Source organism: Achromobacter sp. EG18, from assembly GCF_059759395.1.
In genome coordinates, this window is the sequence record NZ_CM186213.1 from 607,553 (window position 1) to 623,092 (window position 15,540).

Below are 15,540 nucleotides of genomic sequence, written 5' to 3' on the forward strand. Positions count from 1 at the left end.
TTTCACCAGACCTTCCAGGGCGCCTTGCCCGTGTTCCACAGCGATTCCAGCAGGTTCTTTTCGCGCAGCGTGTCCATCGGCTGCCAGAAGCCCAGGTGTTCGTAGGCGTGCAACTGGCCGTCGCGGCTCAGGGCTTCGAGCGGCGCCGCTTCCCAGCTGGTGTCGTCGCCTTCGATCAGCGACAGCACGCTGGGCGATAGCACGAAGAAGCCGCCATTGATCAAACCGCCATCGCCGCGCGGCTTCTCGGTGAAGCCGGTGACCCGGTCGCCTTCGCGCCGCAGGGCGCCATAGCGGCCGGGGGGCTGCACCGCGGTGACGGTCGCCTGGCCGCCATGGCGGCGGTGGAACGCGAGCAGGGCGCTGATGTCGATGTCCGCCACGCCGTCGCCGTAGGTGAAGCAGAACGCCTCTTCTTCCTTGACGTAGTCGGCCACGCGCTTGAGGCGGCCGCCGGTCATGGTGTTCTCGCCGGTATCGACCAGCGTCACGCGCCACGGCTCGGCCTTGCGCTGGTGCACTTCCATGCGGTTGTCGGCCATGTCGAAGGTGACGTCGGACATGTGCAGGAAGTAGTTGGCGAAATACTCCTTGATCATGTAGCCCTTGTAGCCGCAGCAGATCACGAACTCGTTCACGCCGTGGGCGGAGTAGGTCTTCATGATGTGCCACAGGATCGGACGGCCGCCGATCTCGATCATCGGCTTGGGGCGCGTATGCGTTTCTTCGGAAATGCGGGTGCCCAGGCCGCCGGCCAGGATGATTGCTTTCATTTTTGGGTCTCGCACCAATTCGTGAACATGCCGCGCAGGGCGGCTTCGAACTTGCGGGCGAATGCCGGTTCGTCCATCAGGGGGCTGGCGTGCATTTCGGCGCGCAGCGTATTGCGGGTCGCCTGCAAGGCGGGAAGGTCGCTGGCCAGTTCCACCACTTTGCGGATATACGCATCTTCGTTGTCGGCGATCCATTCCGGATGGCCGATGCTCTGCAGCACCGACGCGCCGATGCGGCCGACGCTGGGGCGGTCGGCCAGCGTCACGTAGGGAACGCCCATGTACAGGGTTTCAACCAGCGTCACGCCCGAGTTGTGGGGGAAGCAGTCCAGGCCGATGTCCATGGCGCGCAGCACGTCCCAGGCCGGACTGGTGCAGCCGATTTCCAGGCGCTGGCGTTCGATGCCATGGGCCTCGAAGCGGCGGATCAACTGCTCGCACATGGGACCGTCGCGGTAGCTGGTGCTGTTGACCACCAGGTGCGCGGTCGGCAGCCGACGCAGGATCTCGGACCACACGCGTACCGTGCGGTCGTTCATGCGGATGGCGCGGGTCAGCGTTCCCAGGGTCAGGTAACCGTTGGATTGGGCAGGCAGCGGGCCCGGATCACCCATGTCGTTGGCCGGTCGATAGATGAAATTGCCTTGCGGCAGGCGCCAGGGTTTTTCCGAGAAAAGGTGTTCGTAGCCTTCCGGCAGCATGACCGCGTCGGTCATGATGTAGTCGATCGCCGACAGCCCCGTCGTGTAGCCGAAGCCCAGCCAGGTCAGCGATACCGGCGCCGGTTTGCGCGCGAACGCACCCAGGCGGTTGCCCGCGGTGTGGCCCGCCACATCGATCAGGATGTCGATGCCGTCGGCGCGGATGCGTTCGGCCAATTGCGCGTCGGTCAGCGCCGCCGTGGGTACCCAGTGGTCGAAATAGGCCTTCAGCCGGGGCGTGGTCGCATCCTCGGTCACCAGCTCCGCGTACGCCGTCAATTCGAAGCGCTCGCGATCATGGTGTGCGAACACCGGCTCGATGAAGTAGTTGCCGGAATGCTGGCGGAAGTCGGGCGATACATAGCCGACCTTGAGCTTGCGCCCCGGCTGGCGGCTGTTGGTATGCGGCTTCCAGGTCGAACGCAGTGGCACGCACAGGTCGGTATCGTAATCGCGGTAGGCCTGGAATACTTCCTCGGCCGTGCGGTCGTCCGAATAGTTCATTGCGAACAGCAGGTTGTTGCGGGGCACGGCCGCCGTGGGGTAATGCTCCAGGGTCTTGCGGGTCATCTGCTCGGCCAGCGTCACCTCGCCCGAATCGATGTAGATCTTGCTTAGGTTGATGAGCGCCTTGCGGTGGGTCGGATTGAGGGAGAGAGCCTTCAGGTTGCAGGTCTCGGCTTCCTTGTAGCGGCGCTCGGCCGCCAGCGCGTCGGCCAGGGCGGAGTGTGTTTCGGCGCTGCGCGGGTCCAGCTCGATTGCGCGGCGGGCCACGCCGATCGCCTCGGAGGTGCGCCCCAACTGGGTCAGCACGGCGGCAAGCACGATGTGGCTCTGGGGGTCGGCGGGAGCCAGGTCCAGCATGGTCAGGCCCGGCAGCAGGGCCTGGGGGCTACGGAAGGTGCTGAACAAGGCGACCGTCAGCGCTTCCCAGGCGTCCCAGAAGCGCGGAGACAGTTTGGTCAGCTGACGCGCAACCGGCTCTGCCTCGAGGTAGGCCTTCTGCAGCATCAACTCATGCATGCGCTTGACCGGCGCCATGATGGCGGCGGGCGGTTTGGGCTGGTGTCCGCTGGCCTGCAGCACGCGCGAATTCAGGCTCAGGCAGGCCAGGGCGCTGGCGTACATGCCCACGAGCGGCATGTAGCTCTCCGCCGCGGCTTCGAGCGTGCGCCGCAGCAGGTCGGCCCAGGCCTTGGCCCCCCCCTGGGTCAGCGCATAGCGTTTGAGCAGGGCGAGGGTTTCCGCCACTTCCATCGGCTCGGGGGCGGGGCTGCCGTCGGCGGCTGCGCTGGGCAGGCGGCCCGCCGCCAGGTTGGCCACGACGGCCGCCTGCTCAGGCGGTGGCATGTAATTGACGGTTTCGTGCCACAGATTGAAGCGGGGCAACGCGGGTTCGTCACCCACGGCCGCCGGTTGCGTCAGGAACGGCAACAGGTGGAAGGCGCCGCCACCCTCGGTTTCATAGGGACCGCGATCCAGGCAATAGTGCACCAGATCATGTTCCAGCAAAGTCTGCAGGATGCGGCTCAGGATCTTGTCCGCGGCGTCGCTGTCGATCTGGTTGCGGTACAGCAAGACCGCCTGCAGGGTGCTGTAGGGCAACGAGCCAGGCCAGGCATGCGCCAGCGTATCCACCACGGTCACCGTGTCGACGTCGTGCGTGATCAAGGCGCGGCCGAGGTGGTTCACATAGGTTGCGCCCTGTTCCTGGCCGTTGGCGGCAAGCCGGACCGGGCCGGATGCGAAGCGCAGGTCCCGCAGCCGGGTCAGGTCTGGCCGCCGGACCTCGCCGGCCCGTTCCTCGCGCAGCCACAGGCCTTGGCGGAACCCGCGTCCCGTGGCGAAATCCAGGTACTGCTGGCGGACGGTGGCCGGCTGTCCCATGGCCAACAGGCTGTGATTGAGCGAAACCGCCTGGCCGAACGAGAGTGGCAATTCGCTGAGCGGCTGGGCGTCGCCCAGGTAGGCGAGCCCGGCCTCGGCGGCGGCGCCGGCCAGTTCGACGAAATAACTGGGGTTGCAGGCCAGCGGGTTGACGCCGGTCGCGGTGTCGCCGAGGGCGCGCGCGAATTGTTCGGCCGCCGCCGCCAGCGTCGAGGCGTGGGGATTGGTCGCCGCCATGCCGTTCTTGAAGAGCGACAGTGTCGCCGTGGCGCTCTGGCGCAATTCCGTGTCGTCCTGCGCGGCGTGGCCATGCAGCATGATGGCGTCGCGCACCACTTCCAGCGACTTGGCGCCCGGATACACGTGGCTGTCCAGGTACAGGATGCCGTGTGGCGACAGCAGTTGTCCGCAAGTCTGCAGCAACGCCTGCTGGGCCGGCGCGGGCAGGTAGCTATAGAGGCCGGTGACGATGACGTAGTCGAACAGGCCCAGTTGGGTGCCGATGTCGGCGGCCTCGCCCACGTACAGTTTCAGGTTGGCCGCGCCCAGTCGCTCGGCCGCGACCGTGCCTTGGGAGACCAGAGCCTCGGCCGTATCGATGCCGACGGCCTGCGCCTGCGGATAGGCCAGGGCAAAGGGCAGCAGGCCGGCGCCGTCGCCGCAGCCAATGGCCAGCACACGGGCGTTTTCCAGGGGAGTGGTTTCCACCCCGTAGAGGTAGGCGGTGGCGCGCAACCGGGCAGGGGAATGGCTGGGGGCCAGGCGTCCGGGATCGGCGTTGGCTTGTCGGTGGGTATGGGCCGGATAAGACATGTGGCTTGCGAAGGAGGGACGAGCCTCGGGAGACTATTGCGCTCATTCTATGGACGCGGGGGAGCGTCCATTCAGCGAATCAGCATGGCAATTCGCCGCCAGTTTGGTTGAAACCGCGTGCAGCCGCGGACATGAAAAAACCCGCCGTGAGGCGGGTTCGGGGTGGCCGGCCAGGGCGCGAGGGCCGTGGCCGGCTGGCCGGGAGGGGAAGCCGGAGCTTCCCCAGCCGTCCGTACTGCTTGCCGTGAATTAACGCAGCAGCGACAGCACGGTTTGCGGCACTTGGTTGGCTTGCGCCAGAACCGAGGTGCCAGCCTGTTGCAGGATCTGAGCCTTGGACATGTTCGACACTTCCGTCGCGTAGTCGGCGTCTTGAATGCGCGAACGGGCGTTGGACAGGTTGTTGACCACGTTGTTCAGGTTGGCGATCGTCGATTCCAGACGGTTCTGCACGGCACCCAGTTCACCGGTCAGCTTGTCCAGCTTGGTGAAGGCGGCGTCCAGCGTCTTGAGCGGGTCGGCGGTCAGCGTGCCCTTGCTGGTGTCTTCCGTGGTCAGCTTGCCCGAGCTGTTGACCTTGGCTTCGGCGCCGATCTTGGGAGCGTAGTCGCCCGTGCCCGTGCCGCTCTTGACCGTGACCTTGCCCGTGTTGGGGTCGACCAGGTAGTTGGTGGTGTAGGTCTGGGTCGAGGTGAACGTGCCCTTGTCGTCGACGTACGTGTTGGTCGAGTTGCCGGCGTTGAAGGCAACCGTCGCGCTGGTGATGCCCGAACCCAGCGTGATCGTCACGTCGCCGGCGGTGGTGTTGGCCTTGACGTTGGCCAGCAGTGCGTCGGAAGCGATGGTGTTGGTGAATTGCAGCTGGTCTGCGCCACCCGCGCCGCCAACGTTGGAGTACGTCTTGCCGCCGATGGCGACCGACGAGGTGCCGGCGGCGCCGGTGTTCTGGGCAGCAGCCGTCATGACGCCACGGATGGTGGCGGCGGTGCCGCTGGCGCTGTTGGTGGTCAGGTTGCCGGCGGCGTCCAGGAAGGCAGCTTGGCCGCCGATGGTGACCTTGCCGGTCGCATCCACTTCGAACGACGTCGAAGCGGCGCCGTTGCTGTGGGTGTAGGTGCCGGTGGTGGTGCCGGTGGCCGGGCGCAGCTTGTCAGCCAGGGCGTTGACGGAGGCGGCGTCCGAGGCCGACTTGTCGGTGAACGTGAAGTTCTTGTTGGCGGCGTCGTAGGTGTAGGTCGTGCCGCTCGTGGCGGTGCCGACGGTGACCTTGTTGCCGTTTTCCAGCTTGCCGAACACTTGGTCGGCGGTGGCGGCGGCGTGCGTGGTCGTCACTTGCCATTCGTTGGCGGCGACGGTCGTGCCACCAGCGGCTTGCAGGTCGGACACGGTGGCCGAACGGTTCTGGGTCACGCCCGAGCCGTTGACGTTGAAGCCGTCCAGACCCAGCGTCTTGACGCTGATTTCCGACAGGTTCAGGGTGATGGTTTCGCCGTCGTTGGCGCCGACTTGCAGCGTCAGGGGCTTGGCGTTGGCCGACAGGACCTTCACGCCGTTGAAGTCGGTCTGTTGCGAGATGCGGTCGATGTCGTCAAGGCGTTGCTTGATTTCGTCTTGCATCGAGTTCAGCTGCTCTTGCGAGTAGCTGCCGTTACCGGCTTGCACCGACAGTTCGCGAACGCGCTGCAGGTGGGTGTTGATTTCGGAGGCGGCGCCTTCCGTCGTCTGGGCCAGCGAGATGCCGTCGTTGGCGTTACGAGCGGCTTGGGTCAGACCCTTCACGTTGGCGGTGAAGCGGTTGGCAATGGCCATACCGGCTGCGTCGTCCTTGGCGCTGTTGATGCGCAGGCCCGACGACAGGCGTTCGATGGCGGTACCCAGGGAAGATTGCGACTTGTTCAGGTTGTTCTGAGCAACCAGCGACAAGTAGTTGGTGTTGATAACTGCAGCCATGTTTAGGCTCCCAAGAGAGAAAGGCTTCTTCAAACCGGGCAGCGGGGCCGCCCATCGTTGTAACGGGAAGAATTCGGGTTCTTGCGTCTGCGAATTTCTCCGTTGCCAGGATTACGGCAGGCCAAAAACAATCTTTAGGAGTTTTTTTGAGTATTTGTTTTTTTTGAGCGCATTCGGGAGGACTGGCCGACTTCCCTGGAGGCGGGGCGGGGTGCCTTGCCCGGCCGAACCGCCTGACGGCGAGTGTCGCGCCCTGGGGCGGATGCGCTTGCCGTCTCTGTCAAGGAGTGGCCGGCGGGGTAGGGCGATCCGGCCTGGCTGGCGCCGTGCCTGGCCGGGCGTGGCGCACCGGCCCGAAAAAGGGGCGGGCCGTCGCGCCTCAGATGATCTGCGCGATCTGCCCTTCCTGGGGCAGGTCCTGCCAGGCCTGTTCGCGCAGCTTGGCGCGGATGCGGGCGGTGGCCTGCGAGCGCAACTGGCAGACGCGGGCCTCGGTCACGTTCATGATCGCGCCGATTTCCTTCAGGTTCAGGCCTTGCTCGTAGCACAACGACAACAACAGCTTCTCGCGGTCGGGCAGCGAGTCGATGGCGTGGATCAGCGCCTGGCGGAAATCGCCGGCCAGCAGGGAATCGAGCGGATTGCCGCTGGCCGCGCCGTGGTTCAGCGTGGCGGTCCAGTCGGACTGGCCGGAGCCCGAGCCCGTATCGGGTTCGGTCGCGAAATCCTCGTAGTGAACGATCTGCACACCCTGCGCGTCGTGCAGAAGCGTCTGATATTCGTTCAGCGGGATCTCCATCTGCTGGGCGATCTCGGCTTCCGTGGGCGCGCGCATCAGTCGCTGTTCCAGCGACTGGATGGCCTGTTCGATCTTGCGGGCCTTGGCGCGCACGCTGCGCGGCAGCCAATCCTGGCCGCGCAGCTCATCGAGCATGGCGCCGCGGATGCGGGTGGTGGCGTAGGTCTCGAACTGCGCGTCGGCCGTTTCCTGGTAGCGCCGCACGGCGTCCAGCAGGCCGATCATGCCGGCCTGGATCAGGTCGTCCAGTTCGACGCTGGCGGGCAGCCGGGCGAGCAATTGCAGGGCCAGCTTCCGCACTAGCGGGGCATATTCGACCAAGCTGTCATCTGCGTGGGGCATTGCGGGAGTGTCAGGCGGTGTCCATCGTGACGCATTGTCGGTTGTTGTCAATTTGCGACATTGTCGACAAACGCGCGGCTGCGCTAAAGCTAGCAAGATTCTGTCATCGGCAAGGTGTCATTGTCGGTAAAAGACGGTATTTCATTCCTTAAAGCACGCAACGTTTTGAATGCTTATTTGCCAAATTGACGTACATTTGTGAGGACTTTCTATGTCAAGGTGTATCTAAAGTCTCAAGTTGCGCAATATCAACAAAGATTTGTCATATAAGTCATAGAAAATGACATGACCTGTGGTAAATTTTACTTAAATTGCGAACAAATGATACATTTCGCATTAAAACAGGATGCAGCGGGCAGGGTGCAACAGATGTTGCCAAATGCTTTTGGTTATCAAGCCCCTTCGGTGGGATAGGGAATAGGGAGTCGGGCGTGCAACAAGTCGAAAATTCTTTGCTGGCAGATATCCGTGAAGTGAATCTGTCCTATCTACTTCTCGCGCAGCGCATGCTGCGCGATGACTATGCTGCATCGATGTTCCGCCTGGGTTTCAGCAACGAGGTTGCCGATATCCTGATGCGTCTTTCTCCGGCCCAGCTGGTGAAGCTGGCCAGCTCCAGTTCGCTCCTGTGCCGCTTCCGTTTCGACGACTACAGCCTGCTGTCTGCCCTGACGCACGACGTGCTGGGTGGTGCGCTGCAGCAAGCGCACGCGACGATCCTGCTGGCCAAGCAACCTGTTGAAGAACTGGCCTGACGGCCGGTCGACTCCCACTCGGATACGTGCAATGGCCACCAAGAGCGTTTCGCAGGAAGCGGATGACATCCTGCTAGCCAGCTCCATGATCACCCTGGGTGCGCGGCTGCAGGTGCTGGAGGCGGAAACCAGCCTCAGCCATGACCGCCTGGCCCGTCTCTACCGCGAAATCCGCGGCTGCTCGCCACCGAAGGGCATGCTGCCTTTTTCGGTCGACTGGTTCATGACCTGGTTGCCGAACATTCATTCGTCGTTGTTCTACAACGTGTATTCGTTCCTGAACGCGCGTACCAGCAGCAAGGGTATCCGCGCCATCATCGACGCCTACCGCTTGTATCTCGAGAACGCCGGCGTCGACAACGCCGAATCGGCCGAGCCGGTGCTCAGTTTCACCCGCGCCTGGATGCTGGTGCGATTTTTCGACAGCGGCATGCTGCAACTTTCCGCCTGCCGCCAGTGCGGCGGGCATTTCATCGCGCATGCGCATGATCCCCAGTCGGATTTCGTGTGCGCGATCTGCCGTCCGCCACCCCGGGCCGGCAAGACCCGCGCCGCCGCCAAGGCGCGCGCGGGCAGCCGATCCGTGCCAGCCGTAGACGCCGCCCGTTCCTGAGCGGCGCGTCCAAATACATCAAAAGCCCTGGAAAACTCCCCGTAACCCGCCTTTTTGGGACGGGGGGAACAGGGGATCATTGACGCCGGTTTTAGACTTCGTTGGCAGGGGCCTGATGTGTTGATTGTTATCGGTTTTCTAGTGGTGATCGTGTCGGTCATCGGCAGCTTCGTAGCGCTGGGCGGCCACATGGGCGCGCTCTACCAGCCGTTCGAGTTGACGCTGATCTTCGGCGCGGCCTTCGGCGCCTTCCTGGCCGGCAACAGCAAGAAATCGCTGATGCTCGTCAAGAAGGCACTGCCCGACACGCTGAAAAGCTCGCGCTACGGCAAGGACGTCTACATGGAGCTCATGGCGCTCCTGTACGTGTTGCTGAACAAGGCGCGCCGCGAAGGCCTGATGGCGATCGAATCGCACATCGAGGATCCGGCCTCCAGTCCGATCTTCAGCGAGTATCCGCGCATCGCCAAGGACGAGAAGCTCATGGAGTTCATCACGGACTACCTGCGCATCATGATCAGCGGCAACATGAGCTCGTTCGAGATCGAAACGCTCATGGACGAGGAGATCGAAACCTACCGCCACGAACGTGAAGTGCCTGCCAGCATGATCCGGCAGATGGCCGACGGCCTGCCCGCGTTCGGTATCGTGGCCGCGGTGCTGGGCGTGATCAAGGCGCTGGCCGCCGTGGACCAGCCGCCCGCGATTCTCGGCGACCTGATCTCCAAGGCCATGGTCGGCACCTTCCTGGGCATCCTGCTGGCCTACGGCTTCGTCGGCCCGCTGGCCTCGCGCATCGAGCGCCGCACCGACGAGGCCATGAAGGTGCTGGAATGTATCAAGACCACGCTGCTGGCCAGCATGAACGGCTATCCGCCCCAGCTGGCGGTGGAATTCGGCCGCAAGGTGCTGTACTCGTCGGTGCGTCCGACTTTCGGTGAGCTGGAAGAACACGTCCGGCAGACCAAGTCCACCGCCAAGGCCTGACGGAGCGGGCCATGAGCACGGTAAACAACCACCGTGTGGTGATCCGCCGCAAGAAGGTCCACGGCGGCGGGCACCACGGCGGCAGCTGGAAGATCGCCTACGCCGACTTCATCACGGCGATGATGGCGTTCTTCCTGGTGATGTGGCTGATCAGCATCGTGCCGCGCGAGGAACTGAAGGGCATTGCCGAGTACTTCCGCATGCCCCTGCGCGTGGCGCTGACCGGCGGCCCCAGCAGCTCGGCCGAGACCAGCGCGGTTCCCGGCGGCGGACGCGACCCCCTGCGCAACGACGGCGACGAGCGCCGCGCCCAGGGCAACCGGGTCGAGGCCCAGCCCAAGGGCGATGCCGAGCGGCGCGACCAGCATCGGCTGGAAAACCTCAAGAAGCGGCTGGAAAACGTCATCGAGAACAGCCCGGTGCTGAAAAGCTTCCGGCCCCAATTGCTGATCGACATGACCACCGAAGGCCTGCGGATCCAGATCATCGACAACCAGAACCGCCCCATGTTCGCCACCGGCCGCGCCGAAGTGCAGCCGTACATGCGCGACATCCTGCGGGAATTGGGGCCGGTTCTGAACGAGCTGCCCAACAAGGTCAGCATCTCGGGCCACACCGACGCGTCGCAGTATGCGCGCGGCGAACGCGCCTACAGCAACTGGGAACTCTCGGCCGATCGTGCCAATGCCTCGCGCCAGGAACTGGTGGCCGGCGGCATGAACGAAAGCAAGGTCATGCGCATCCAGGGCCTGTCATCGAGCATGAGCCTGGTTAAAGATGATCCGTATGCGGCCGTTAATAGACGTATCAGCCTGGTGGTGCTCAATCAGAGCACCCAGCGGCGCATCGAAAACGAGAACGCCGCGGCCGCGGACGTCAGCGCCAAGGATGCCCGCGAGGTTGGGACGGCCGTGGAGGCGGTGAATGCCGCCGCCCAGGCCACGACGGCAACCAAGCAAGGCGAACCGGCGGCGACGCCGGTGGCCGAAGGGGCTCGATAGCAATGGCGGCAACGATTTTGGTGGCGGACGATTCGGCGACGATGCGAATGATCGTCCAGGCCACGCTGACGGGCGCGGGATGGAAGGTGTTGACGGCCGGCAACGGCCAGGAGGCGCTGGAAGTGGCGAAAAGCCATCCCGTCGACCTGGTGGTGAGCGACTGGAACATGCCCGTGATGGGCGGACTGCAGCTGATCCAGGGCCTGCGCGAACAGGAACAGTACCTGGATGTGCCGGTGCTGGTGTTGACCACCGAGGACGACGTGGACAGCAAGATGGCCGCGCGGGATCTGGGCGTATGCGGCTGGCTCTCGAAGCCGGTCGATCCCGATGTGCTGGTGGAATTGGCGTCTGAACTGCTCGACGAGCAGTCCGGCGCATAGGCGAGTTCATTTATGAAGGCGTACGGGTCATGAGTTCTGGATTGGACCTCAGTCAGTTTTACGAGACCTTTTTCGACGAGGCGGACGAGCTGCTCGCGCAAATGGAGCAGCTTCTGCTCGAGCTCGACGTGGGCGCGCCCGACATCGAACAGCTCAATGCCATCTTCCGCGCGGCGCACTCCATCAAGGGCGGCGCGGCGACGTTCGGCTGTTTCAACCAGCTGGCGGGCACCACCCACCTGCTTGAAAACCTGCTGGATGCGATCCGTCGCGGCGAAATGGCGCTGCGCACGGACATGATTGATATTTTCTTGGAAACGAAAGACGTGCTCAAAAGCCAACTGGATGCCTACCGGGCCTCCGAAGAGCCCGATGAAGCCGTGTTTGAGCGTATCTGCGCGGTGTTGAGACAGCTCGCCCTGGAGCACAAGGACCCCGCCGCGGCGGCCGCGCCGGCGCAGGCCCCCACCCCCGCACCTGCTCCGGTGGCGCAGGTCGCGCCCGAACCCGAGCCGGTGGCGGCGGCCGCGCCCGTGGCCGAGGCGGCTCCGGTGGCCGAGTCCGCCGACACCGCCGGCCTGCCGCTGCGCGTGCGCATCACCAAGGTGTCCGACAAGGACGCAGCCTCGCTGCTCGAGGAAATGGGCAACCTGGGGCAGGTCAAGGCCAGCGAGCGCGCCAACGGCGTGCTGACCGTCTGGGTCGACAGCACCTGCACCCCGGATGACATCGAGGCCGTCTGCTGCTTCATCGTCGACGCCGACCAGCTCAGCATTGCGCGCGAAGCGCCTCCGGCCGCCGCGGACGAACCTGCCGCGGCGGCGCCCGCCGTGGCCGCTGCGCCGGTCGCCGCGGCACCCGAGGCCGCGCCGGTCGCGGCCGCGCCCGCCGTGGCCGAGTCCGCCGCCGCCGCCGAGGCCATCTCGCAGGCCGCGCGCACCAGCCGCGCCGCCGCCGCACCGGCCCACGCCGACAAGGAGTCCACCTCGATCCGCGTGGGCGTGGAAAAGGTCGACCAGGTCATCAACCTGGTGGGCGAGCTGGTCATCACCCAGGCCATGCTGGCGCAGACCGCGTCGACGCTGGATCCGGTGCTGCACGACCGCCTGCTCAACGGCATGGAGCAGCTCGAGCGCAACGCGCGCGACCTGCAGGAAGCCGTCATGTCCATCCGCATGATGCCCATGGACTACGTGTTCAGCCGCTTCCCCCGCCTGGTGCGCGACATCGCCGGCAAGATGGGCAAGCAGATCGAACTGCAGACCTACGGCCGCGCCACCGAACTGGACAAGAGCCTGATCGAACGCATCATCGACCCGTTGACGCACCTGGTGCGCAACAGCCTGGACCACGGTATCGAGACGCCCGAGAAGCGTGTCGCCGCCGGCAAGGACCCGGTCGGCCAACTGGTGCTGTCGGCCCAGCACAACGGCGGCAACATCGTGATCGAGGTCAGCGACGATGGCGCCGGCCTGAACCGCGAGAAGATCCTCAAGAAGGCCATGGCCCAGGGCCTGCCGGTCAACGAGAATTCCCCCGACGACGAAATCTGGCAGCTGATCTTCGCGCCGGGCTTCTCCACGGCTGAAAAGGTCACCGACATTTCCGGCCGCGGTGTCGGCATGGACGTGGTGCGCCGGAACATCCAGGACATGGGCGGCCACGTGCAGCTCTCGTGCGAGCCGGGCAACGGCACCACCACGCGCATCGTGCTGCCGCTGACGCTGGCGATCCTGGACGGCATGTCGGTGCGGGTGGGCGAGGAAACCTTCATCCTGCCCCTGAACCACGTGACCGAATCGCTGCAGCCGACCAATGACCAGATCTACTCGGTGGCCGGCAACGAGCGCGTCATGCACGTGCGCGGCGAATACCTGCCGCTGGTGGAAATGCATCGCGTGTTCTCGGTCAGCGATGCGCAGACCGATCCCACGCAGGCCATTGCCGTCATCATGCAGGCCGAGGACCGCCGCTTTGCACTATTGGTGGATCACCTGATTGGTCAGCACCAGGTGGTGGTCAAGAATCTCGAGTCGAATTACCGCAAGGTCCCCGGCATCTCCGCCGCCACCATCCTGGGCGATGGCAGCGTGGCGCTGATCGTCGACGTATTTGCGCTTGCGCGCGCCAACCGTGAGCGTTGGTCGCAGCCCGAAGCCATTCTGAATTGATGGAGAAATAGCCCCATGGCAGCCAAACCGCAAGCGCAAGCCGCGCGCAATGAAGATGTCGGCAACGAGTTCCTGGTGTTCACGCTGGGCGATGAAGAGTACGGCATCGACATCCTGAAGGTGCAGGAAATCCGCGGCTATGACGCCGACACGGTGACCCGTATCGCCAATGTTCCGCCGTTCATCAAGGGCGTGACCAACCTGCGCGGCATCATCGTGCCGATCGTGGACCTGCGCATCAAGTTCAACCTGGGCAGCGTCGAATACAACGAGCAGACCGTCGTCATCATCCTCAACCTCGATCGCCGCGTGGTCGGCATCGTGGTCGACGGCGTCTCTGACGTGCTGATGCTCAACGCCGGCCAGATTCGTCCGGCGCCGGAGTTCGGCGCCACCCTGTCCACCGAATACCTGACCGGGCTGGGCACGGTCGACGAACGCATGCTGATCCTGGTCGACATCGAAAAGATGATGACCAGCGATGAAATGGCCCTGGTGGAGAAGGTCGCCTCCTGATCGGAGCTGCGGGGTCCGGGCGCGCGGCCGGCCAGGCGAGAGGCCATGGCGGTTGCGCACCCCAGGAAGATGGGCGCGCCATATTGGATTCGATATGGCGCTTTTGTTAACGATTTCTGTCTGGAGTGGTGCTTGTGATGCGCAAGTTTTTCGCGAACATGACGATACGCAGCAGCCTGTTGTGGGTGCTGGCGTTCTTCTCATTCATGTTGGTGATTGGAGCGGCGCTGGGCGTGCTGTCGTTGCGTATCAGCAACACGACACTGGCGGAAATCAAGCAATCGCAAGAACTGAACGACGCGCTCGGCCGCGTCGTGTCCAGCTACAAGGACAGCCTGAACGGGCTGGGGCGCGCGGCGTCGGCGAACTACGCCGATATCGTGCGCAGCGTCGGCCAGCCGACGGTGCTGACCCAGGGCCTGTCGAGCGAGGCCGCCGGGCTGCTCGAGCGCGCCAAGGCGTCGCAGAACAAGGGCCAGGCCGAGTTCGATTATTTCAAGACCTTGCCCAAGCCGGCCGAGGCGGCCGACTCGCTCAAGGAGGTCGAGGAGTCCTACGGCGCGCTGGTCCAGCAAGGCCTGTTGCCGCTGACGGCGGCGCTGGAAAAGGCCGACATGCCGGCCTACCAGACGCAGGTGCAGAAGGTGCAGGACGCGCTTGAAGGGCGTTTCGCCCGCGCCGTCGAAGGTTTCGATTTCTGGCGCGCCAGCAAGATGCTGGACGCTTTCGAAGTGGCCCAGGTGCGCTACCAGTTCGTGTTGATGGCGGTCGGGGCGGGCGGCGTGATCGCCGCGTTGCTGGTTTTCGCCACCTACGTGTTCCTGCGCCGCCGCGTGTTGCAGCCGCTCAAGGACGCCGGCCATCATTTCGACCGCATTGCCGGCGGCGACCTGACCGCCCGTGTCGAGGTTCGCAACACCAACGAGATCGGCCAGTTGTTCGCGGCCCTCAAGCGCATGCAGGAAAGCCTGACGCGCACGGTTTCTTCGGTGCGCCGCGGCGTTGACGAAATCAATACCGGTTCGCACGAGATCGCGGCCGGCAACACCGACCTGTCCAGCCGCACCGAGCAGCAGGCGGCCTCGCTGGAGGAAACCGCGGCTTCGATGGAAGAGCTGGCCTCGACGGTCAAGCAGAACGCCGACAACGCGCGCCAGGCGAACCAGCTGGCGGCCAGCGCGTCGGACGTTGCCGAGCGCGGCGGTTCGGCGGTGGCCGAGGTGGTCAACACGATGCAGGGTATTTCGGCCAGCTCGCGCAAGATCTCGGAAATCGTGTCGGTGATCGACGGCATCGCGTTCCAGACCAACATTCTGGCGCTGAACGCGGCGGTGGAAGCGGCCCGCGCCGGCGAGCAGGGCAAGGGTTTCGCGGTGGTGGCGGGCGAAGTGCGCTCGCTGGCGCAGCGCAGCGCGCAGGCGGCCAAGGAGATCAAGGGCCTGATCGAGGACTCGGTGAGCAAGGTGGGCGCCGGTTCGCAGCAGGTCGAGCGCGCGGGCGCGACGATGCAGGAGATCGTGGCCTCGGTCAAGCGGGTGACGGACATCATGGGCGAGATCTCGGCGGCGTCCGAGGAGCAATCGAGCGGCATCGACCAGGTGAACCGCGCGGTGTCGCAGATGGACGAAGTGACGCAGCAGAACGCGGCGCTGGTGGAAGAGGCGGCGGCCGCGGCCGGTTCGCTGCAGGAACAGGCGCAGCGCCTGGCCGAAGCCGTGGCGGTGTTCAAGATCAACGCCGGTGAAGTCATCGAGGTGCCGGCCCAGCGCCTGTCCTCGGGCCGATCCTCCGCCGCCGATGACTCGCGGCTGCAAGCGCCTGACGCGCTTGCCCTTGGACACTGAGGGCG

The 15,540-nt window shown here is 64.7% G+C and carries 12 protein-coding genes; 8 read left to right on the forward strand and 4 right to left on the reverse strand.

Annotated features, from left to right (window positions below):
- Window positions 1-2: 2 nt before the first annotated feature.
- The 4 genes from rfbF to AC6CR5_RS02910 form a co-directional block, all read right to left on the reverse strand.
- Window positions 3-773: a glucose-1-phosphate cytidylyltransferase gene (rfbF, locus tag AC6CR5_RS02895; RefSeq protein ID WP_054444269.1), complete on the reverse strand. Its 771-nt coding sequence runs from the start codon at window positions 771-773 to the stop codon at window positions 3-5.
- Window positions 770-4,174 (reverse strand): O-linked N-acetylglucosamine transferase family protein, encoded by a 3,405-nt coding sequence (locus tag AC6CR5_RS02900; RefSeq protein ID WP_498085259.1) that lies wholly within the window; start codon window positions 4,172-4,174, stop codon window positions 770-772. The genes rfbF and AC6CR5_RS02900 overlap by 4 nt, the downstream gene beginning before the upstream one ends.
- Before the next feature lie 249 nt (window positions 4,175-4,423).
- Window positions 4,424-6,124 (reverse strand): flagellin N-terminal helical domain-containing protein, encoded by a 1,701-nt coding sequence (locus AC6CR5_RS02905; RefSeq protein WP_150100320.1) that lies wholly within the window; start codon window positions 6,122-6,124, stop codon window positions 4,424-4,426.
- A gap of 379 nt (window positions 6,125-6,503) precedes the next feature.
- A complete protein-coding gene (locus AC6CR5_RS02910; protein WP_006387507.1) occupies window positions 6,504-7,265 on the reverse strand; it encodes an RNA polymerase sigma factor FliA in 762 nt (253 codons plus the stop codon).
- Between the two features lie 431 nt (window positions 7,266-7,696).
- Between AC6CR5_RS02910 and flhD the strand changes: the two genes are divergently transcribed.
- The 8 genes from flhD (at window position 7,697) to AC6CR5_RS02950 (ending at window position 15,535) form a co-directional block, all read left to right on the forward strand.
- Window positions 7,697-8,020 (forward strand): flagellar transcriptional regulator FlhD, encoded by a 324-nt coding sequence (gene flhD, locus AC6CR5_RS02915; RefSeq protein WP_006219025.1) that lies wholly within the window; start codon window positions 7,697-7,699, stop codon window positions 8,018-8,020.
- A 31-nt stretch (window positions 8,021-8,051) separates the two neighbouring features.
- Window positions 8,052-8,633 carry a flagellar transcriptional regulator FlhC gene (gene flhC, locus AC6CR5_RS02920; protein ID WP_006387508.1) on the forward strand — a complete coding sequence of 194 codons (582 nt, stop codon included), beginning with the start codon at window positions 8,052-8,054 and terminating at the stop codon, window positions 8,631-8,633.
- Window positions 8,634-8,750: 117 nt separating this feature from the next.
- A complete protein-coding gene (gene motA, locus AC6CR5_RS02925) occupies window positions 8,751-9,620 on the forward strand; it encodes a flagellar motor stator protein MotA (RefSeq protein WP_006387509.1) in 870 nt (289 codons plus the stop codon).
- 11 nt (window positions 9,621-9,631) lie between these two features.
- The gene (gene motB / locus AC6CR5_RS02930) at window positions 9,632-10,621 is read left to right on the forward strand and encodes a flagellar motor protein MotB (RefSeq protein WP_251200299.1); all 990 of its coding nucleotides are present in this window, start codon (window positions 9,632-9,634) and stop codon (window positions 10,619-10,621) included.
- Window positions 10,622-10,623: 2 nt separating this feature from the next.
- The gene (locus tag AC6CR5_RS02935) at window positions 10,624-11,004 is read left to right on the forward strand and encodes a response regulator (RefSeq protein WP_006387511.1); all 381 of its coding nucleotides are present in this window, start codon (window positions 10,624-10,626) and stop codon (window positions 11,002-11,004) included.
- A 29-nt stretch (window positions 11,005-11,033) separates the two neighbouring features.
- Window positions 11,034-13,175 carry a chemotaxis protein CheA gene (gene cheA, locus AC6CR5_RS02940; RefSeq protein WP_241060579.1) on the forward strand — a complete coding sequence of 714 codons (2,142 nt, stop codon included), beginning with the start codon at window positions 11,034-11,036 and terminating at the stop codon, window positions 13,173-13,175.
- A gap of 15 nt (window positions 13,176-13,190) precedes the next feature.
- A complete protein-coding gene (gene cheW / locus AC6CR5_RS02945) occupies window positions 13,191-13,691 on the forward strand; it encodes a chemotaxis protein CheW (protein WP_006387513.1) in 501 nt (166 codons plus the stop codon).
- A gap of 137 nt (window positions 13,692-13,828) precedes the next feature.
- Window positions 13,829-15,535 carry a methyl-accepting chemotaxis protein gene (locus AC6CR5_RS02950; protein WP_020927330.1) on the forward strand — a complete coding sequence of 569 codons (1,707 nt, stop codon included), beginning with the start codon at window positions 13,829-13,831 and terminating at the stop codon, window positions 15,533-15,535.
- Window positions 15,536-15,540 lie beyond the last annotated feature (5 nt).

Excerpts from the sequence above, each read along its gene's own strand:
- rfbF (WP_054444269.1), bottom strand. The coding sequence starts at position 773 with ATGAAAGCAATCATCCTGGCCGGCGGCCTGGGCACCCGCATTTCCGAA.
- AC6CR5_RS02900 (WP_498085259.1), bottom strand. The coding sequence starts at position 4,174 with ATGTCTTATCCGGCCCATACCCACCGACAAGCCAACGCCGATCCCGGA.
- AC6CR5_RS02905 (WP_150100320.1), bottom strand. The coding sequence starts at position 6,124 with ATGGCTGCAGTTATCAACACCAACTACTTGTCGCTGGTTGCTCAGAAC.
- AC6CR5_RS02910 (WP_006387507.1), bottom strand. The coding sequence starts at position 7,265 with ATGCCCCACGCAGATGACAGCTTGGTCGAATATGCCCCGCTAGTGCGG.
- flhC (WP_006387508.1), top strand. The coding sequence starts at position 8,052 with ATGGCCACCAAGAGCGTTTCGCAGGAAGCGGATGACATCCTGCTAGCC.
- motB (WP_251200299.1), top strand. The coding sequence starts at position 9,632 with ATGAGCACGGTAAACAACCACCGTGTGGTGATCCGCCGCAAGAAGGTC.
- AC6CR5_RS02935 (WP_006387511.1), top strand. The coding sequence starts at position 10,624 with ATGGCGGCAACGATTTTGGTGGCGGACGATTCGGCGACGATGCGAATG.
- cheA (WP_241060579.1), top strand. The coding sequence starts at position 11,034 with ATGAGTTCTGGATTGGACCTCAGTCAGTTTTACGAGACCTTTTTCGAC.
- cheW (WP_006387513.1), top strand. The coding sequence starts at position 13,191 with ATGGCAGCCAAACCGCAAGCGCAAGCCGCGCGCAATGAAGATGTCGGC.
- AC6CR5_RS02950 (WP_020927330.1), top strand. The coding sequence starts at position 13,829 with ATGCGCAAGTTTTTCGCGAACATGACGATACGCAGCAGCCTGTTGTGG.